A 19,078-nucleotide genomic window follows, 5' to 3' on the forward strand; every position below is an offset into this window, starting at 1 on the left:
GACCAAACCCTCTCTCACTTCCTGCCGGGTTTCCCCGGACCCTCTCTCACTTCCTGCCGGGTTTCCCCGGACCCTCTCTCACCTTTCGCTGCCCAAGACCAACCCTCTCTCACCGAGGTGAGGGAGGGTTTGGAACCTGCGACGATGCGATGGATCAGAGCTGATATTCAGCCTGGGTCCCGAGCGACTCGTGAACGCAGAGAATGTTGTTTTCGGTGTCCATGAACCAGGCGCATTTCTCGGCGTCGGTTGTACAGATGTGGTGATCGGTCTTCAAATTAGGGAGGTCGTAGTCCTGGAAACGGACGCCCTTGGACTCCATGTCCTGGACGGTCCGTTCGATGTCCGTAACCTCGAAACTCAATGTGGTGTGCTCGGAGTGCTTTCCGTCTTTCACAGGCATCAGCTGCAGCATCGGGCCGTCAGCGTTGCCGAATAAATCGCTTCCATCCTCTGCCTTGCCACGGTGTGGGAGGCCCAACGTTTCCGCGTAGAACCCGCGGGCGCGGTCCGGATCATCGACAGGCAGGATGGTTGTGGCTGTTCTTAGTGCTAGGGTCATTTCGCCACCTCCTACGGGGGTCATTTTACGCCCGGAAATCCCCGAAAGATCGGGGGAAATTCCCCGCTGCCCGGCACCATGAGGACGCGTTTCAGGAAACCCGGCAGGGTGTGATGACGCATTGCCAAATACCCTGCGGAAGGTGAGAGAGGGTCTTGGGGAACCCGGCGGAAGGTGAGAGAGGGTCTTGGGAAACCCTGCGGAAGGTGAGAGAGGGTCTTGGGGAATCGGTGAAAGGCGAGATACGCGTCAGGACCAGGGGGAGACCGGGTGCTCCTGCGGCTCGCCGTCCACAATCACGTCGGCGCGCTCGTTGAAGAAGCAGACCAGCCCGTGGATCTGCCGGGCATCGATGAACCGCGAGTCGTAGGCCCAGGCGATGTTCCTGCCCTTGGCGGACTCAGGGTAACTCCAGTACCTGGCCTCACCCTTGTAGGGGCAGACGGTCCGGTGCGGGCTCGCCTCCAGCAGGTCCAGCCGGACGTCCTCGGGCGGGATGTAGTACCGCACGGGAAGCAGCGTCTCGTACAGCAGGTGGGCGCCGACGGTGTCGGCCAGCCGCACGCCGTCGAGCTTTACTTCGATGTGCCGGAGCGTGGCGCGGATGTCCACGCGGTGGAACGGGTCCCGCGGGTGGCCGATGATTTCCTCGTGGTCCTCAAGCCAGTGGAACGCGCCGAAGTCCAGGATGACGTACCCCTCGAGATCCGGATCGGAGGGCCGGAACGCCGCCCGCGGCACGGTGAACGCAGACGCCACGACGTCGAGCTCCTCGCCGTCGGCCGTATGCCGCCGGAACCCGGTCCGCGGGTCCAGCGACTGCGGGGCGTCGGCCGACAGCCGGACGGGAAGCTCATCCGGCCTGCCGTCCCCGCCGGGCGCGGGCGGCTCCAGCCGTGCCAGCAGGTCCTTCTCGGGGACGGCGTACACCGGGGTGACGCGTTTCGGTTCCCAGACCAGGAGGGCTTCCTGGGTGTCGACGACGGGACTTCCGTCGATGCCTGCCCGGATCCTCTTGGAGGTGGGCTGATACCGCAGATCGGGAAATGCGCCGAACAGCAGCTCCGACAGTTTCGTGGCCATGCCTTCAGCGTGGGCACGCGGACGCCCGGCGTCAACGCCCAATTGTTGAGGGGCCCGGGGGGCCTGGCTCAGGGCTTGGCGTGCAGGCCGTCGAACGCCATGGTGATGACGTCGTCGGCCAGCTTTTCCGGCGAGAGCGAACCGCCCGGCTTGTACCACTCAACGATCGAGTTGATGGTTCCGAACAGGAGCCGGGTGACGGTGCGGGGGTCGATGTCCTGGCGCAGCGATCCCTCGTCGCGGGCGGCGGAGATCAGCCCGGCAACCTTGTGGTCGAAGGCGCGGCGGCGTTCCATGGCGTTGCGCTCGATGTCCGTGTTGCCGCGCAGCCGCAGCAGCAGCGTGACGAAGGGCAGCCGCTCCACCAGCACGGCGATGGTCTGGCGGAGCACGAACTCCAGCCGCGCGTCCGCCGCACCCGAGGTGGCCCCCGGCTGGTCCAGGATGGCCTCCAGCCCGCCGAGGGCATGGTCCAGGGCGAGCTTCAGCAGGTCCCCCTTGGACGGCACGTGATGGTAGATGGCCGACTTGGAGATGCCCAGGTTTTCGGCGAGGATGCCCATGGACGTGGCATCGTAGCCGTGGCGGTTGAAGACGTCGACGGCGATCAGCAGCACGGACTGCTGGTCGTAGCCCGGACGGCCGCGTTTGGTGGGGGCTGCTGTGCTGGCTGCTGTACTCGGCATACGGGCTATTTTCTCATGAACGTTCGGTAATCCCGGCACAGGCGAAAACAACACGCCCCGGAGTGCCAGCTCGTGACGCGGACCTGGGCATTCAGGACGGCGCCAGACCGCCTATTCGGAGGGTTTGCACGCTTGGCCATCAGTATTTTCCCAAGGTACGGACCCCACAGTTTTCGCCAGGGGAGTAGCGGCAGGAAAAGCGGCTCACGGGACAACGAGGTCCCGCGGCCAGGATTCGGTCTCATAACCAAACATATTGGGTTGACGACCGGGGCAGTGGAGTTGGCACATGCCCCATGCCAAGGAGGCGCGGACTATGTCTGAGGAACCTGAAAACACCAAGGGGCTGAGACGCCGGGCGCTGATACGCCTGGGTGCGGCCGGTGGAGCCGGCGCGGCGCTTGCGGCAGCACACACGTGGGCCAGCCCGCTGCTGGCCCGAAGAGGACTCCTGTCGCCCGACGGAGCATTCGCCGCCACGTCAACGGCCCTGAGTGATGAGCTCTTCTACATTGAAAAATACCCGACCAGCCCGTTGATCATTTCGCCGTTCAGCGACCCGCTGCCGATCCCGAAGGCGCTGGCCCCGGTGCCGAAATCAGTGGTGGACACGTGGAACAATCCACCCGGACCCGGACCGGGCCAGCAGAACTCGCTGCGCAATGAGCAGCACCAGCTCTGGCCAAGTCGGATCGGCTTTCCGGACCCCGTTGTCTACAAGATCAACGTGCTGCTCCGGACCCATAAATTCACCACGTCGCAGGTGCTGCCGATCGACTCAGACGGCAATCCGACGCGGTCTTTCGACTCCTTCGGCAGAAGGATCGAGGCGGGCATCAAGCGCACGCTTCCGCTCAGCACCATCTACGGCTTCAACGGCACGTTTCCCGGGCCCATGATCAACGCTGAGTACGGCAAGCCGGTGCTGGTCCGGTTCGAAAACCATCTGGACGAGAATCCGATGAATCTGGACCGCCAGGACTTCGGGTCGCCGGACCTGTCCTTCCTGACCCACCTGCACAATGGCCACACGGCGCCGGAGAGCGACGGCAATCCGCATTACTCGATGGTGGCCGGGCCGAAGCATCCTGGCTTCCGGCCGGGGATGTTCGTCGACAACCTGTACCTGAACTGGCCCGCCGGCGGCGACGAGCGGGAGAAGCAGAGCTTCTTCTGGTTCCACGACCACACCATGGACCACACCGGCTCGAACGTTTACAAGGGCATGGTGGGCATCTATCCAATCTATGACCCGAAGAACGGCACGGACATGGGCGACGAACGCCAGGGCCTCCGGCTGCCGGGTGTCCGGACAAACAATCCGGACGGGTCATTCGACGTGAAGTACGACGTCCCGCTGGTCTTCTACGACTGCCGGCTGGATGACGGCGTGACCATCCACAAGGACATCCACGACGTCCAGGGCGAATTTCCGGCGGCCAAAAACCCGGCCACGCATCCGGAATGGTGGGGTAAGACGTTCTACAAGCACTTCCCCAGCCACGGGTTCGTGGGCGATATCTTCACGGTGAACGGCACAGCTTCTCCGGTCATGGAGGTGAAGCGGCGCAAATACCGCTTCCGGTTCCTGGATGCCTCGGTGTCCAGGATCTACGAGTTCAAGCTGATGAGCTCCACCCAGGGCCCCAAATCGTCCGCGTCGCTCGGCTATCAGGATGACGAGCTGGAGGGCCAGTACCGTATCCCGGACGGGCAGCAGTGCATGCAGTTCACCCAGATAGCGTCCGACGGCGGGCTGTTGCCCGTTCCGATCAAACGCGACTCCTTTGAGCTGTGGCCGGCCAAGCGACGCGAGGTGATCATCGACTTCACGAAGTACCAGGACGGAACACCCACCACCAAGGGCGACGTCGTCTACCTCACCAACGTGATGAAGATGCCCAACGGCCGCATGTGGAGCAACTCGTCCCGGTTCTTCCCTGATCCGAAGTACAGAGTCCCGGTGCTCAAGTTCGTGATCGGGGATACGGCGCCGGACGACAGCAAGATCCCCACGGCGCTCCGCCCCCTGCCGCCGCTGCCGGGCAACTGGCAGAGCATGCTGGACAACCGGCTGATCTTCGAGGTGAAGCGCGGCAGCGCGGGCGGGGAGACCGAATGGCTGATCAACGGCAAGCCCTTTGATCCGGCGAAGGTGCCGGCGAGCCTCCCAAACCGGGCCGGCCGTACGCCGTTGGCCCAGCAGAAGACGGGCAGCTTCAACCTTTGGGAGCTCCGCAACGGCGGTGGTGGCTGGGTGCATCCCTTCCACCTGCACATGGAGGAGCACCGGACCGTCATGCGCAATGGCAGGGACGTGACCCGCGCCGCGGATTCGGGGCACCCGGACGACGTCTCCAAGGAAGACCTGGCAGCGCTGGATCCGGGTGAGTCGGTGATCGTCTACCGCGGCTTCCGGGACTTCGTGGGCCCGTATGTGGCGCACTGCCACAACCTGGCCCACGAGGACCACGCCATGATGTTCGGTTGGTCGATCACGCCGTGACCGGCCCCTGAACCCAGAGCGCCCATGAAAGTGCAGGCCGGGACCCGTCTTGGGACGGATCCCGGCCTGCAGTGCCCGGAGGAGGGCGGCCTATCCCTTCGGGCGCAGGTCGTAGATCCGGCGCAGCTTGCCGTTGGAACGCTCGAGCGAGCCGGGCTCCACCACATCCACGGTGCACGAAGAACCCACGTGGATCTTGATCTGCTCGCGCAGGGTCCGGGCCGCCGTCGTGCTGTCCTGGGCCGTGACATTGTCACGGCGCTCGATCTTTACGGTCAGCTGGTCCATCCGCTGGCCCTCGGGCCGGGTGAGCTCGAGCTGGAAGTGCGGGCTGAGCTCCGGGATGCGAAGGGCGATTTCCTCGATCTGGGACGGGAAGAGGTTGACGCCGCGGAGGATGATCATGTCGTCGCTGCGGCCGGTGATGCGTCCCATCCGGCGGTGTGCCGGGCGGGCGGTGCCCGGAAGCAGGCGGGTAAGGTCCTTGGTGCGGTAGCGGATGATTGGCAGGGCTTCCTTGGTGAGCGAGGTGAACACCAGTTCGCCGTGCTCGCCGTCGCCCAGCACGTTCTCCTGGCCCGGCGCCGGGTTGAAGGGGTCGATGATCTCCGGCCGGAAGTGGTCCTCCCAGATGTGGCTGCCGTCCTGGGTCTCCACGCATTCGCCCGCGACGCCGGGGCCCATGACCTCGGAGAGCCCGTAGATGTCACAGGCCTTGATGTCCATGGTCACCTCGAGCTCGTGGCGCATCTCCTGCGTCCAGGGCTCGGCGCCAAGCACCGCGTACCTCAGCGAGGTGGACGTGGGGTCGATGCCCATGTGGGCCATGGCATCGGCGATGGTCAGCAGGTACGTGGGGGTGGCCAGGATGGCGTCCGGCTGGAAGTCCTGGATCAGCTGGATTTGGCGCTCGGTCTGGCCGCCGGACATCGGAATCACGGTGCAGCCCAGGGCCTCGGCGCCGGCGTGGGCACCCAGCCCGCCGGTGAACAGTCCGTAGCCGTAGGCGTTGTGGACCTTCATGCCGGGGCGGACGCCGGACGCGCGCAGGCAGCGCGCCACCAGTTTGGCCCAGTCGGCCAGGTCCTGCTTGGTGTAGCCGACGACGGTGGGCCGGCCCGTGGTGCCCGAACTCGCGTGCACGCGCGCCACCTCGCTCTGCGGGACGGCGAACATCCCGAACGGATACTCCTGGCGCAGGTCCTCCTTGGTGGTGAAGGGGAAGTTGCCGAGGTCGGCGAGTTCACGCAGGTCCGAGGGGTGGATGCCGGCGTCGTCGAACTTGCGCTTGTACAGCGGAACGCGGTCGTAGGCGTAAGCGACGGTGTGCTGGAGCCGGCGGAGCTGCAGCGCCTCCAGCTCGTCCCGGGACATGGTCTCTTCGGGGTCGAGCACAGCATCGGCGGGTGTGGCGGCGGGAGCGGCGACAGCGGGTTCTGAGGCGTGGAGGGTCATGATCTGCTTCCTACTTCTTGGGGATGGTACGGCTGCGTCCGCGGAACTCTGCGATGAGTTCGCCGGGCTTGCCCGAGGTGAGCTCGGCTCCGGGATCGGCAGCGAAGATCTGGATGTCGTAGAGGCCGCTGCGGCCCGCACTTGAGCGGCGGTCGGCGACGGCGGTGATCACCTGGCCCTGATAGGCCGGCTTGAGGAAGTTGATGTCGACGCCGGCAGCAACGGTGATGCTGTCAGGGTCGGCGGGCGACGCGGGGTTGCAGGCGAGTGCGAAGGCGGAGTCGGCGAAGGCGAAGATCATTCCGCCGTGGGCCATGCCGAAGCCGTTGAGCATTTCCTGCCGGAGGGTCATCCGGACGGTTGCATGGCCGTCGCTGAGTGCAAGGACTTCTATGCCCATCCACTCCGAGGCGTAGTCGTTCTCAAGGATGGGGTGGGCTACCCGGGGAACTGCCGTTTCAGCCATGCGTCATTGCCTCCAGCTTTATTTACCGAATGTTCATTAGGTAATCCCATCGGAGGGGGTCGTGTCAAGGGTGCGTGCCAGCCTGGCGGGCCCGGCGACGGCGATGACCGCCAGTGCTGCCAGGACATGCAGGAGCGCCACGGTCCACCACAGAGTGAGGTAGTCGGGCCCCAGCAGGGCGGGAAAGACCAGGGCCCCGGAGGTGTTGAACGCGGCGTGGAAGACCATGCAGACGGGGATGCTGCCACTGCTGTTGTAGAGCCAGGCCAGCAGAACGGACTGCGCCAGGACCATCAGCAGGAACGGCAGCGCCGGCCGCTGCCCGGTGGGATCCGACAGCAGCTCGGGCAGGTGCCATGCCGCCCACACCAGCCCGAGGAGCAGTGCCCCCGACAGCGCCGGGCGGTTCTGCTGCAGCAGCGGAAGAGCGTAGCCGCGCCAGCCCAGCTCCTCGAAGAGGCCCACGGTCACCAGCGTGAACGCGAAGGTGCCGAGCAGCATGAACCAGCCCGGGTTCGGGCCGAGCTCCGGTGCGGGCGCGCCGCCGGACACCGTGAGGCCCGTCGCCACCGCCACCAGGAGGCAGGGCAGTCCCGCGGCGGCCAAGTACCAGCGGCCGGCCACGCGCCAGCGCGCCAGTTGCCGGAGCAGGTGCAGCAGCTCGGCCTTGCCGCCGGCGAGGAAGGCGGTGATCGCCGCGGCCACGGCGGGCCCGAACGGGATCAGGGGCGAGCTGTTCGGGTTCAGGAGCGTCAGCGGCCACACCAGCCATGAAATCGCGAAGGCCAGAACGAAGAACAGCGTGAGCCTGTGGCCGGCGGGCCAGGCCATGGCCTTGCGCGGCCCCACGGTCCGGCGCCGTGCTCCGGTTCCGCGCGGCGATACGGTCCGGTGCCGCGCCCCTTCCTTCCGGGACCGACGACGGTCCCCGCCGCCAGCGTGCAATGCACGTCTGGCAGGCACTGGCTGCTCAGCCGGTGACGGCTGCGCCATGACCCGCCTCCGCCGTCAGTGTGCGGAATTTCCGGAGCAGCGCCAGGACCGCCAGCAAAACGGTGGCCGCGGCAATCTGCTGCCACGCGCCGTCGAACACTGCCAGTTTCGACTGCTCCGAGGCGTTGAACGAGGCGTGGAGGAGGGCCACGATCAGCAGGCTCTGGCCCGTTCCAAGGTAGGCGATGCCCACAAGCAGCCGGAACAGCGGCGCGAAGACCAGCAGCACACCCCACGAGACCGCCGCGTCGGGCCACGCGGTGGCGCCGAAGCCCTTGTCCGCAAAGGCCAGCGGGAGGTGGATGAGTGCGAAGGGAATGGCGGTGAGCAGGCTGCCGGTCACCAGGCCGTGCCGCTCCATCAGCTGGCGCTGGACCACCCCCGTCCATGCCAGCTCCTCCCAGATGTTCCCCAGCAGGGCGCCAACGACCAGCGTGTTCAACAGGTATGACCCCGCCACCGTGGCCCACCCGTCCGCGGGCTGATGGAACGTGCCGGTGGCGGCCGCGACGAGCACGCTCAGTGCGGGCAGGGCCAGGACCGCCGCCACGTACCAGCCCGCTCCGACGCGCCAGCGCATGGTTTGGCGGAACAGGTGCCGAACAGCGGGCTTGCCGTCGGCTGCCCGGGTCACCAGGACGGCCGTTCCCAGGAGGATGAGCAGCTCAGCGAGGATGCCGGGCACCGCATTGCCGAGCACCGCGATGGACAGGATGAGCGCCGCCCATGTCAGGCTGATCGCAATGACGAGGAATGCGGCCACCGGGCGGGCGGCAATGGGCCCGCGCAGCGGACGGGCGGACGAAGCGGCGGATGGATCGGAAGCGCGGCCAGCGGAGTTCATCGGGACCACCATCGTTCAGGAACGATGCAGCTCGGGAGGTTGCAGCTCGGGAGGCTGCAGCTCGGGAGGCTTGCTGCGGATGGGCCGGTCCCGGGGCGCTGGCCCACTCCGGGTCCGGGACGGCGAATGTGCGCCGACGTGGCAATCAACACCATTGTGTGCTCCCGGAAGCGCGGCAACAAGTGAAAGTATGGGGGAGGGCCGCCGCGGCGCGTCCAGTCAGAACACCGGCACGTCCAATGCAGCACGTTCCACGCAGGAGCTTCCAACCAGAGGACAGATCATGGCCAAAGGGATTTACGTCAGCGCGACCACTCCGGGTTCGGGGAAGTCGCTCATAGCGCTGGGCCTGGCGGACACGCTCCACCGGCACGCGGACCGGATCGGATTCTTCAAACCCGTGGTCCATGGCGACGACGCCGGCGCGGATCCCATGGTGGCACTCATGAAGTCCCGCTTCGACCTGGACGACCAGCGCTGCCGCGGCGGGCTGACGTTCACCGAGGTCCGCGGCCTGCTCGCCGAGGGCCGGCGCGAGGACATCGACTCCCGCTGCGTGGAGATCTTCGCCGAGATGGGCCGGCACTGCGATGTCATCATCGTGGAGGGGACGGACCTCACCGGCCACGACGCGGCCGTCGAATTCGATCTCAACGCCCGGCTGGCGAACAACCTCGCCGCGCCGATCGTCGCGGTGGTGGGCGCCAAGGGGCGCAGCGTGGCGGAAGCCGCGGCCGCCGTCGACGTCGCCCGCAAGGAACTCGCCGCCGAGAAGTGCTCGCTGCTGGCCATGATGGTGAACCGCGCCGACCCGGCGGACGTGGGGGCCATCATTGCCGCCGTGAAGCCGGGCGCGTCCGGCCGGCCGGTGTACGTCTTCCCGGAGCTGGAGGACATCGCCCGGCCCACCACCGGCGAGGTGTGCACGGCGCTGGCGTTGCGCCAGATCGCCGGCCGCGCGGACATGGAGCGCGACGTCCGTGACGTCAAAGTCGCCGCCATGAATGTGGGCAACTTTCTAAACGTGCTCGACGACGGCGCGCTGGTGATCGTGCCGGGCGACCGGGCGGATGTGATGGTGGCCTGCCTGGCGTCGTCGTTCTCGCCCGAGTTCCCTGTGCCGTCCGGGCTGATCCTCACCGGCGGCCTGGCCCCGGACGCCAACATCTATCCGCTGCTGGCCTCAGCGCCGTTTCCGGTGTTCGCCACGGAGGATGACACGTACACCACGGCGCGGCGCGTGTCCGAGGTGCGCAGCGAAATCTGGAGCGGCCACCGGCGCAAGGTGGCCTCCGCGCTGGGCCTGTGGTCGCGGCAGGTGGACGAGGCCGAGATGCTCGAGCGCCTGCACCTGCCCCGCGCCGAACGGATGACCCCGCTGCGGTTCCTGCACGACCTCATCGAACGGGCCCGCTCGCAGCGGCGGCACATCGTGCTGCCGGAGGGCAAAGACATCCGGATCCTGAAGGCTGCCGAGATCCTGCACCGCCGGGACGTCTGCGACCTGACGCTGCTGGGGCGGGAAGCGGACGTCCGGGAACTCGCAGCCGGCCGGGGCATCGACCTTTCCGGCATCAACATCGTGGACCCGGCCACCTCCGGGCTGGGCCAGGACTTCGCCGCCAGGTACGCCGAGTTCCGCGCCCACAAGGGCGTGGATCTGGCCCGGGCGCTGGAGGTCATGCAGGACGAAAGTTACTTCGGCACCATGATGGTCCAGCTGGGCGTGGTGGACGGCATGGTGTCCGGTGCCGCGCACACCACGGCCCACACCATCCGCCCGGCCCTGGAGTTCGTGAAGACCCGGCAGGGCGTCAAGATCGTCTCCTCGGTGTTCCTGATGCTCATGCCGGACCGGGTGTTGGTTTACGGCGACTGCGCGGTGAACCCGGACCCGAATGTGGAGCAGCTCGCGGACATCGCGCTGGCCTCGGCGGAGACCGCTTCCCAGTTTGGGGTGGAGCCCCGCGTGGCCATGCTGTCCTACTCCACCGGTGGTTCCGGCTCGGGGTCTGCGGTGGAGGAGGTCCGGCAGGCCACCGACCTGGTGCGTGAGCGCCGCCCGGGTCTCGCCGTCGAAGGCCCGATCCAGTACGACGCCGCCGTGGACGCCTCCATCGCCGAGTCCAAGATGCCGGGCTCGTCCGTGGCCGGGCAGGCGACGGTGTTCATCTTCCCGGACCTGAACACCGGCAACAACACGTACAAGGCGGTGCAGCAGAGTTCCGGGGCGGTCGCCGTCGGGCCTGTCCTGCAGGGCCTGCGGAAGCCCGTCAACGACCTCTCCCGCGGCTGCACCGTGGAGGACATCGTGAACACTGTCGCCATCACCGCCATCCAGGCGCAGAGCCTGGCCGCCCCGGTGGAACCGTCCACCGCCGAACCGTCCGCCGTTTCTTCAGCCAAGGCTTAGGAGGCCCCATGCTCGTGCTCGTCATCAACTCCGGCTCGTCCTCGCTCAAGTACCAGGTGCGCGACGTCGCCGAAGGCAGTGTCCTGACCGAGGGGCTGATCGAGCGGATCGGCGTGTCCAACGGCGGCCAGGGCGACGGCGAGGTGGTGGGCCCGGCGGACCATGCCGAGGCGCTTGAGCAGGTGGACGCGGCCATCCACGAGGTGCTGGGCGAGAGGCAACTGGACGCGGTGGGGCACCGGGTGGTGCACGGCGGCGAGCGGTTCGGCGAGCCCGTGCTGATCGACAACGAGATCACCCGCGCCATCGAGCGGCTGAACCCGCTGGCGCCGCTGCACAACCCCGCGAACGTGCTGGGCATCCGGGCCATCACCAGGAAGTGGCCGAACATGCCGCAGGTTGCCGTGTTCGACACCGCCTTTCACCGCAGCCTGCCGGAGCACGCCTGGCGCTACGCCGTTCCCGACGAGCTCTATACCAACCACGGGATCCGCCGGTACGGCTTCCACGGGACGTCGCACGAATACGTCACCAACCGGGCAGCCGCGCTGCTGGATATTCCGGTGGAGGAGTTCGACGGTGTGATCGCCCACCTCGGCAACGGCGCCTCCGTCACGGCGATCCTGGGCGGCAGATCCGTGGACACGTCGATGGGTTTCACGCCTTTGGAGGGGCTGGTCATGGGGACGCGCTCGGGCGACCTGGACCCGTCCATCCTGGTGTTCCTGGCCCGCACCGGCTGGAACGCCGAGGACCTCGATTCGATGCTGAACCGTGAGTCCGGGCTCAAGGGGCTCGCTGGCAACAACGACATGCGCTCTGTGGTGGAGGCGGCCGAGTCCGGCGATTCCCGCGCGGCCACCGCCCTCGCGGTGGCCTCCTACCGGCTGGCGAAGTACATCGGCGGCTACCACGTGGCAGTTGGCGGGGCTCAGGCGCTGGTGTTCACGGCCGGGATCGGTGAGAACTCGCACCAGTTCCGCGCCTTGGTGGGGGAGCGGCTGGGTGCGCTGGGCATCGAGCTCGACGCCGGCCTGAACAGTGGGCGGTCCGGGGAACCGCGCGTGATTTCCACGGACGGTTCCGCCATCCCGGTGCTGGTGGTGCCCACGGACGAAGAGCGCGCCATCGCCGAGGCAACTGCGGCCGTCGTCGGGGGTTAAGCCTGCCGAATGCTCCGTAGATGCCCTTATCAGCCCGGAAAACGGCAGCTACGGAGCAACCGATGGGTATCAGCCGGGCCAGATGTCCTGCCAGGCGAGGCGTTCGGTGAAGTCGGCCGCGGGGAGGGGGCGGCTGAAGTAGTAGCCCTGCCCGCTGATGCAGCCGGTGTTTCGCAGGTGCTCGGCCTGCTCGGCGTTTTCCACGCCCTCCCATACGGCCTCGAGCCCGCAGGCCCGGATGAGCTGCAGGATGGCCGCGATCAGGGCAGGCTGCGCTGGGTCGCTGCCGAGGGCCGTGAGGAGTGTCCGGTCCACCTTGACCCGGTCCACGGGCAGCCGCCGCAGGTAGCTGATGGACGAGTACCCGGTGCCGAAGTCGTCGATCTCCAGTCCCACTCCGAGCTTGCGCAGGCTGGCGAGCGTGTACCGGTCGAGCTCGTTGCCCTTGATGATGTCGCTCTCCGTCAGCTCGAGGACCAGGAGCGCCGGCTCGAGGTCGGCGGCGGTGAGCGCATCCCGCACGTCCTCGATGAACTCGAGCCGCTGCAGGTCTGCCGCGGAAACATTGATGCGCATGTCGAAGTTGTGGCGGCCCGTTTCGGGAGAGCTCCGCCAGCGCCGCAGCTGCTCCACGGAATTCTTGAGCACCCAGTTGCCGAGCTCCGAGATGAGGCCCGTCTCCTCGGCGATGGGGATGAATTCGTCCGGCATGATCAGCCCGCGGTTGGGGTGTTTCCAGCGGACCAGGGCCTCCACGCCCTCGATTTTTCCTGAGGCGAGCTCGATGACCGGCTGGTAGTACAGCACCAGCTGGTCGGTGGCGATGGCCTCGCGCAGTTCCCCCACGAGCTGGTTCCGGAGCTGCCGTGCGTGCAGCATGGCCGGTTCGAACACGCGCAGCTTGTTGCGGGCGTCGGCCTTGGAGGCGTACATCGCGATGTCCGCTTCCATGAGCAGATCTTCGGACGTCTCGCCGGGATCGGCAATCCGAAGCCCCAGGCTGGCCCCGCAGCGGATGGTCTTGCCGTCCACCTCCAGGGTCGCGTTGAGGGCGTCCAATATCCGGTTTCCGACGGCGGCCGCCTTGGCCGGCGTCGTGGCGGGGAGCAAAACGGCGAACTCGTCGCCGCCCAGCCGGGCCACCATGTCGCCGTCGCGCACGCAGGAGCGGATCCGTTCGCCCACCGTCGCCAGCACCTGGTCGCCCATGGAGTGGCCCAGTGAATCGTTGATGCTCTTGAAGGCGTCCAGGTCCAGCAGCAGCAGCGCCGGCGGCAGCCCGCCGTCGGACGCCTCCGCCTGGGCATCATTGACGGCACTGACCAGCGCCGACCGGTTGTAGAGACCGGTCAGGGAATCGGTGAGCGCCATCTGCTGCAGCTCTTTGTGCGCCGCGTTGAGCATGCGCGTGCGGGATTCCACGCGCTCCTCGAGCTCCTGGTAGATGATCTGCAGGTCCTCGGCGAGCAGGTTGGTGCCCATGATCACCGCGTCCAGCTCGTCCCTGGCCTCGGAAATTTCAATGCGGGAGTGGAGTTCCCCGGCGGCCAGACGGACGATGCCGTCCAGCAGCTTTCCGAGCCGGGGATCGTCGTTAGAAAACATCGTCAAGGCGGCTCAACCAGTCGAGAGCGTCGTTTTCGGCGGTGAAATAGCGGGCGGGCACCGAGCTGAATTCGCCGCCGAGCAGAAAATGCCCCAGCAGCCTGTCCACGGGTGTTTCGCCGAGGATCGCCCAGGCGGACACCGAGGGGATCGCCGCGTAGGCGGCCCGAGCGGCGCGGTTTACGGATTTCACTCCGGACAGTTCAAGGACGACGGCGACCCTCCCGTCCCCGGCCAGCTCACCCAGGCGGCGGTACAGTTGGGCGGCGGCGGTCTCATTCAAGTCGGCGCCGCGGGGGAGGACCGCCTTGACAGCGAGGTCGGGCAGCACGGTGAAGGTGACGACCGGCGCGGGTGCAGGGCGTGTCGATGACTCCGGCTGCAGCGGTGCGGCACCTGGAAACACTGTCGCTTCTGGCATTTACCCCCCCTGGAGAAATTGCTGTTGGCGCCGGTCCGAAGACTCCGTTGAGGCGATGAAACCACGGACGGTGGCGCTACGCTCCGGTGCAGCAGCTGTATCGAACAGCGTAGCGGCCTCGTCAAGCATCTGCAGCGATTCCGCTTCGTGTCCCTGCGCCATCAGTGCCCTGCCCAGAACGAAGGTGGCCTCGGCCGCGGTCTGGGTGGCGAGGATGGGGAACTTGCTGCGCAGCGGCGTCAGGAGGCTGATCGCCGTCTCCATGTCCCCGGTGAGGTAATACCAGTGGGCGCGGACCAGGGACATCTCCAGGATGTCCCGTTCGCTGCCGCCCACCACCTCGGTGGCGAGCTCGGCGCGCTCGATGCAGCGCAGCGTTGCGGCGTCGCCCAGCTTGGCCTGCAGGCGCATTTCCGCGGAGGCACGGTTGAAGCGTGCCCACAGGTCGACGTCCTGCGAGGGGGAGAGTTTGCCCGCGGCAAGGTCGTGGTAGTGGCCGCCCTCGTTGACCCGGTTGCTGAGGAACGCGACGTTCCCGATCACCCAATAGGCCTTGCCTGCGGTGTCCTCGTCCACGTGGTCGGAGAGCAGCGACTCCAGGTCCAGGCACTCCTGCCAGGCGTCCTCGTGCCGGCCGCTTTCCGCGAGGGCGGCGATGAGGGCCTGCTGGGCCTGGATGTGCAGGTACACATTCTCAGAGTCCCCGGCCACGAGCCGGGCCGCGGTTGAGGCGGCTTCAACCGCCTCGGGCAGACGGCCCAGGCCCTGCAGTGAGTGGGCCAGCAGGGTTGCCGCCCGGGCGCCAAGATCGGGGGATGAGGCGGCAACGGGATGGGCAGCCAGGTCGGCCGCGAGTTCCTGGCACTCCTGGATGGACCCCTGGTTCCGCAGGCATTCGGCCTGCAGCAGGACCATCTTCCACCAGCGAACCTCGTCCCCGGCCTCCTGCGCCAGTTCCGCGGCGTGCCCGGCTCCGGCGTACGCGGCGGCGTAGTCCCTCCGCTTCCAGCTTTCACGCGCAGCCAACTCCGCGATCACGAAGGGTGACAAGTCGCGCTGCATAGGCATGCTCCCAATTATCCATAATCCTGCCCTTGGTAGGCCGTGCAGGAGGACTGAACTCTGCTTATTACGGCGATTGCAAGACGCCAGCGGAAAAACGTGGTTAATCCTGTGGAATTGACAGGAAATGACTTGACCAAACCTTGATCCAGTGACCGTATACTGTCGCCCGTAATGTGCAATTCGGTTCACGGCTACAAACGACGAAAGGGACAGCGGATGAAGAAACTTGCCGCAACACTTGTTATGACCGGCATCCTTGCAGTGGCAGGTTTCGCTGCTCCCGCAAACGCGGCACCGAAGGAGAAGGACACCACCACGTCCTCCACTTCGAACAGCGAGGTCAACTACGCCACCATCGGCTGGTGGCCCAACTAGGGTCCGCAGAAGCTGGCCAGAATTGTGAAAACCGCCCCGGACCTGATGGTCCGGGGCGGTTGTCGTTTTGGGCCGGACGGATGACGGCGACCGGGCGGTTGGGCGCGCAGGGTCAGTCGGTTTGGGGTGCGCTGGCCGCCGCCGCCGCTTCGCCGCCGTCGGCCTCGTCGTCGTCCGTTTCATCGGCCGCGTCTTCCCTCTGCGGGCCGTCGACCGGGAGGTTCACGGAAACGGTGGTTCCCTGGCCCAGCACGGAGGACAGGTCCAGCGAACCGCCATGGCGGCGGACGATGTCGTGCGCGATGGCCAGGCCGAGTCCGCTGCCCGGGATGGCTGCGGAGGAGGCGTTGGACGCCCGGTAGAAACGGGTGAAAACCTGGGCGATTTCCTGTTCCGGAATGCCGACGCCGGTGTCCACGACGTTGACGATGGCGCATGGGCTGCCGGCCTCGGAGGCTGCCGACATGAAGCTGATGCTGATCCGGCCGCCTTTCGGGGTGAACTTGATGGCGTTGGCCACGAGGTTGGTGAAGACCTGCTCCAGCTGGGCCTCATCGGCCTGGACCTTCACGTCCTCGTGCGAATCGGCTCCGGTGATGGTGACGTTCCGCGAATCCGCGAGCGGGCGCAGTGCGGCCACGACAATCCGCAGGACCTGGCCAAGCTCCACCTGCTTGAGGTTCAGGTTGCCGGAAGTGTCCTGCTGGGAGACCGTGAGCATGTCCTCGATCAGCCTCCGGAGGCGGTCCGAGTTCCGCGAGATGACGTCCATCATGGACAGGATGCCCGGCGGAACGGGGCCGCCCGCGCCGTCGCGGATCATGTCGAGGTAGGCGGTGATGGAGGTGAGGGGCGTGCGGAGCTCGTGGTTGACCGTGGCCAGGAAGTCCGTCTTGGCCTTGTCCAGCTCGCGGAGCTGCTGCAGCACCTGGAGCTGCGCGCTGATCAGGTGGCCCTGGATGAGGCTGTGCGCCAGGTTGCCGGCCACATGCTGGATGAGCGCGATCTCTGCCCTGGTCCAGTCGCGCCTGCCGTCGAGCTGCGCGATCCAGATGATCCCCAGCGCCGACTCGCCCTCTCCCACCGGCAAGGCAACCGACGCGCGGACGGAGGCCAGGCCGGACCACTCCCGCAATCCCTCGGCCAGCGGCGCGGACTGGTCCGTTCGGTGATCCGGAACTGCCAGGGCCTCGGCGGCCGACCACAGCGACGTGGTCTGTTCCCGGGCCTCGTCCTCAAACGCACCGAGCGTGTCCGGCAGCTTGGCACGGCCGGGAAGGGACCACTGGGAACTGATTCGGGGGACGCGTGAATCCTGGAAGGTAGTGAACCAGACGTGGTCCACGCCGAGGGATTCGCCAAAGCCGCGGACCAGGTGGCCGGCCATCTGCTTCGGGCTGTTGGTGCCGCGGATGGCGGCGGAGACGTTGCGCAGGCTTTCGCGCAGGAACTCGGCTTTGGCCCGGATCCGGCGGCGTTCCCTCGCCCGGCCGATCAGGGTCTCCACCCGGCGCGTGAGTTCGCGGGCGGAGGCGTCCCGGGAGATGTAGTCGGCGATGCCCCAGGACTCAAGCCGGGCAAGATCGAAGTCGCCGCCGAGGTCCACCAGGAGCAGCACGGGCGTGCCCTCCCACCGGTAGCCGTCCGTGAGCACCGCGTCAAGAAGTACGACGGCGGCCCGGTCGCCTTCCAGCTCGCGGGCGAGGGATCCGGCGTCGGAGGCTTTACGGACGGTGAAATCCGCATGGGTGAGCACAGACGCCACGGCGTCGAGACGGGCGGCATCGGTGAGCGCGACCACCGCCTCGCGAGGTGCGGAGGCGTACTCCGCCGGTGCCTGGACCATGTGCCCCCTGTGTTGCGAGTGCCTTTTGAGGCTACCGTGATTTTGGACTCACATTATCAGTAGGCGGGCCCGTGGCTGCGTCCCGGCGGGATGTACCTTGTTAGTTGTCCACATTTAGCCACCGCGGAGGATTAAATTTGAATTCCAACAGCACCGGACGGAGTGCGCTGTTTAACCTGGAGTTGGATGCCGACGGCCTGCTGCGGCTGACCTGGGCCAGGGGCGCCAGCATCACCGAGGGGGACGCCGAGGCTGCGATGGGGCAGGTCAACGCGCTTTGCGGGGACAGCCGTCACCCCATGCTCGTGGACATGGCAACCACTTCGGATGTGAGCCGCGGAGCCCGTGCCGTGTTCGGCCGTCCCTGCCAGGCCTCACGGATCGCGCTGCTCGGGGCGTCGCCGGTGGACCGGGTGATCGCCAACTTCTTCCTGGGCCTCAACAAGCTCCCGTGCCCCACGAAGTTCTTCACGTCCGAGGCCGAGGCGCTCACCTGGCTGAAGGTCGGCTAGTTACCCTCCCCTGCCGTTTTGCCAAATGTGGCCGCCTGCGCACCCGCCAGGCGGCCACATTTGGTAAACCGGAACGTCGGAAGGCAGATCGACGTCCGCGGCACCGCTGAACGCGGACGTGTCCCAGGCAACATATATTTGAAGGATGCTCTCGGCGCTCAAGAAATACCTGCTGCTTCCCAAACTGGTGAAGCTGTCCTCCAACGCGCCCAAGGACCCCAGCGTGGCCTGGGACCAGTACTGGGGGAGGGTCGGGGCCACCGGTGCGCGCGGCGACGTCCTCTGGGATTCGGGCAGCGACCATGAACTGCAGGCATATCTGGAGCACCTGACGCGGCAGCTGGACCCCAGCCTTCCTGTCGTCGACGTCGGGTGTGGCACTGGCGTCTTTAGCCGCGCGCTGGCTGCCCACTTTCCGCATGTCCTGGGAGTGGATGTGTCAGCCAACGCCATCGCCCGAGCAGCCGCCGAATCCGAAGGGCTGGAACGGGTCTCCTACGTCGCGGCCGACATGACAGCGCCCGCGGGCACCCGCGCTGTGACCGAAGCCCTGGCAGCAGCCGGGTTCCCCGATGAAGCCAACATCTTCATCCGGGGCGTCCTGCACGTACTCAAGAAACCCGCGCAGGCAGCGCTGGCCGCGCAGCTGCACCCGCTCGTAGGCAAGCGGGGCCGAGTGTTCCTGGCAGAGACGGACTTCCGCGGGAATCCGATCCAGTACGTCAGCCACCTCGGAGCCACGGTCCACTCGATTCCCGCACCACTCGAGAAGGCCATCCGGGGGCTGCCCATGCCCGGCCGGTTCGGTACCGAGCAGCGACGGCGGGCGTTTCCCGCGGCAAGTTGGGACGTGGTGGAGGACGGGGCGGTGACCATTGAAACCCGGCCCCTCACATCAGCTGACCGCCCGGAACAGATCCCGGGCTACTTCGCGGTGCTCCAGGCGCGCTGAACCGGAAACCCGCTGCGGGCGTTGAAACTCTCCGGTCGGGGCGCCGCGGGGGACGGAGCGCCCGTCGCCAGGCCCGGTCCGTAACGTCAGTCCCGCCGCCGTCGGGTGGGGTTTGCGCCGGCGTCGTCCCG

At 67.0% G+C, this 19,078-nt stretch carries 17 protein-coding genes; 6 read left to right on the plus strand and 11 right to left on the minus strand.

From position 1 onward, the window contains the following. Positions 1–154: 154 nt before the first annotated feature. The 3 genes from ACFTSA_RS00570 to ACFTSA_RS00580 form a co-directional block, all read right to left on the minus strand. The gene (locus tag ACFTSA_RS00570; RefSeq protein ID WP_377948633.1) at positions 155–562 is read right to left on the minus strand and encodes a VOC family protein; all 408 of its coding nucleotides are present in this window, start codon (positions 560–562) and stop codon (positions 155–157) included. A 249-nt stretch (positions 563–811) separates the two neighbouring features. Beyond that, positions 812–1,645, minus strand: coding sequence for a DUF427 domain-containing protein (locus ACFTSA_RS00575; RefSeq protein WP_377948634.1), 834 nt, complete (start codon positions 1,643–1,645; stop codon positions 812–814). A gap of 68 nt (positions 1,646–1,713) precedes the next feature. Next, complete coding sequence (locus ACFTSA_RS00580; RefSeq protein ID WP_314194020.1) at positions 1,714–2,331, minus strand: TetR/AcrR family transcriptional regulator; 618 nt, start codon at positions 2,329–2,331, stop codon at positions 1,714–1,716. Between the two features lie 316 nt (positions 2,332–2,647). On the opposite strand from ACFTSA_RS00580, the gene ACFTSA_RS00585 reads away from it, so the two are divergent. Further along, a complete protein-coding gene (locus ACFTSA_RS00585; protein ID WP_377948636.1) occupies positions 2,648–4,837 on the plus strand; it encodes a multicopper oxidase family protein in 2,190 nt (729 codons plus the stop codon). A gap of 90 nt (positions 4,838–4,927) precedes the next feature. Here ACFTSA_RS00585 and paaK read toward each other — a convergent pair whose 3' ends face one another. The 4 genes from paaK to ACFTSA_RS00605 form a co-directional block, all read right to left on the minus strand. Beyond that, complete coding sequence (gene paaK / locus ACFTSA_RS00590) at positions 4,928–6,292, minus strand: phenylacetate--CoA ligase PaaK (RefSeq protein WP_377948639.1); 1,365 nt, start codon at positions 6,290–6,292, stop codon at positions 4,928–4,930. Between the two features lie 10 nt (positions 6,293–6,302). After that, complete coding sequence (locus tag ACFTSA_RS00595; protein WP_377948640.1) at positions 6,303–6,758, minus strand: hotdog fold thioesterase; 456 nt, start codon at positions 6,756–6,758, stop codon at positions 6,303–6,305. 36 nt (positions 6,759–6,794) lie between these two features. Then, a complete protein-coding gene (locus tag ACFTSA_RS00600; protein ID WP_377948642.1) occupies positions 6,795–7,607 on the minus strand; it encodes a CPBP family intramembrane glutamic endopeptidase in 813 nt (270 codons plus the stop codon). Positions 7,608–7,728: 121 nt separating this feature from the next. After that, positions 7,729–8,595, minus strand: coding sequence for a CPBP family intramembrane glutamic endopeptidase (locus tag ACFTSA_RS00605; RefSeq protein WP_377948644.1), 867 nt, complete (start codon positions 8,593–8,595; stop codon positions 7,729–7,731). Positions 8,596–8,878: 283 nt separating this feature from the next. Here ACFTSA_RS00605 and pta point away from each other — a divergent pair, with 283 nt between their 5' ends. Further along, entirely contained in the window at positions 8,879–11,008 is a 2,130-nt protein-coding gene (pta, locus tag ACFTSA_RS00610) for a phosphate acetyltransferase (protein ID WP_377948646.1), read from the plus strand. An 8-nt stretch (positions 11,009–11,016) separates the two neighbouring features. After that, on the plus strand, positions 11,017–12,171 hold the full coding sequence (locus ACFTSA_RS00615; protein WP_377948648.1) for an acetate kinase: 1,155 nt from the start codon (positions 11,017–11,019) through the stop codon (positions 12,169–12,171). A gap of 69 nt (positions 12,172–12,240) precedes the next feature. Here the strand turns inward: ACFTSA_RS00615 and ACFTSA_RS00620 are convergent, their stop codons facing one another. From ACFTSA_RS00620 to ACFTSA_RS00630, 3 genes are read right to left on the minus strand one after another with little or no spacing between them, the layout of a single operon-like run. Then, positions 12,241–13,776: a putative bifunctional diguanylate cyclase/phosphodiesterase gene (locus ACFTSA_RS00620; protein WP_377949795.1), complete on the minus strand. Its 1,536-nt coding sequence runs from the start codon at positions 13,774–13,776 to the stop codon at positions 12,241–12,243. Next, positions 13,766–14,197, minus strand: coding sequence for a hypothetical protein (locus tag ACFTSA_RS00625; RefSeq protein WP_377948649.1), 432 nt, complete (start codon positions 14,195–14,197; stop codon positions 13,766–13,768). Before ACFTSA_RS00625 ends, ACFTSA_RS00620 begins: the two co-directional genes overlap by 11 nt. After that, complete coding sequence (locus tag ACFTSA_RS00630; RefSeq protein WP_377948651.1) at positions 14,198–15,265, minus strand: tol-pal system YbgF family protein; 1,068 nt, start codon at positions 15,263–15,265, stop codon at positions 14,198–14,200. Positions 15,266–15,478: 213 nt separating this feature from the next. Between ACFTSA_RS00630 and ACFTSA_RS00635 the strand changes: the two genes are divergently transcribed. Further along, entirely contained in the window at positions 15,479–15,637 is a 159-nt protein-coding gene (locus ACFTSA_RS00635) for a hypothetical protein (protein ID WP_331572277.1), read from the plus strand. A gap of 112 nt (positions 15,638–15,749) precedes the next feature. Here ACFTSA_RS00635 and ACFTSA_RS00640 read toward each other — a convergent pair whose 3' ends face one another. Further along, positions 15,750–17,483: an ATP-binding protein gene (locus ACFTSA_RS00640; protein ID WP_377948654.1), complete on the minus strand. Its 1,734-nt coding sequence runs from the start codon at positions 17,481–17,483 to the stop codon at positions 15,750–15,752. A 137-nt stretch (positions 17,484–17,620) separates the two neighbouring features. Here ACFTSA_RS00640 and ACFTSA_RS00645 point away from each other — a divergent pair, with 137 nt between their 5' ends. Further along, positions 17,621–17,995 (plus strand): STAS/SEC14 domain-containing protein, encoded by a 375-nt coding sequence (locus ACFTSA_RS00645; protein ID WP_377948655.1) that lies wholly within the window; start codon positions 17,621–17,623, stop codon positions 17,993–17,995. A gap of 145 nt (positions 17,996–18,140) precedes the next feature. Further along, positions 18,141–18,947 (plus strand): class I SAM-dependent methyltransferase, encoded by an 807-nt coding sequence (locus tag ACFTSA_RS00650; protein ID WP_377948656.1) that lies wholly within the window; start codon positions 18,141–18,143, stop codon positions 18,945–18,947. Positions 18,948–19,078 lie beyond the last annotated feature (131 nt).

Origin of the sequence: Arthrobacter sp. NPDC057013 (genome assembly GCF_042674585.1) — a bacterium.
Taxonomy (GTDB): Bacteria; Actinomycetota; Actinomycetes; order Actinomycetales; family Micrococcaceae; genus Arthrobacter.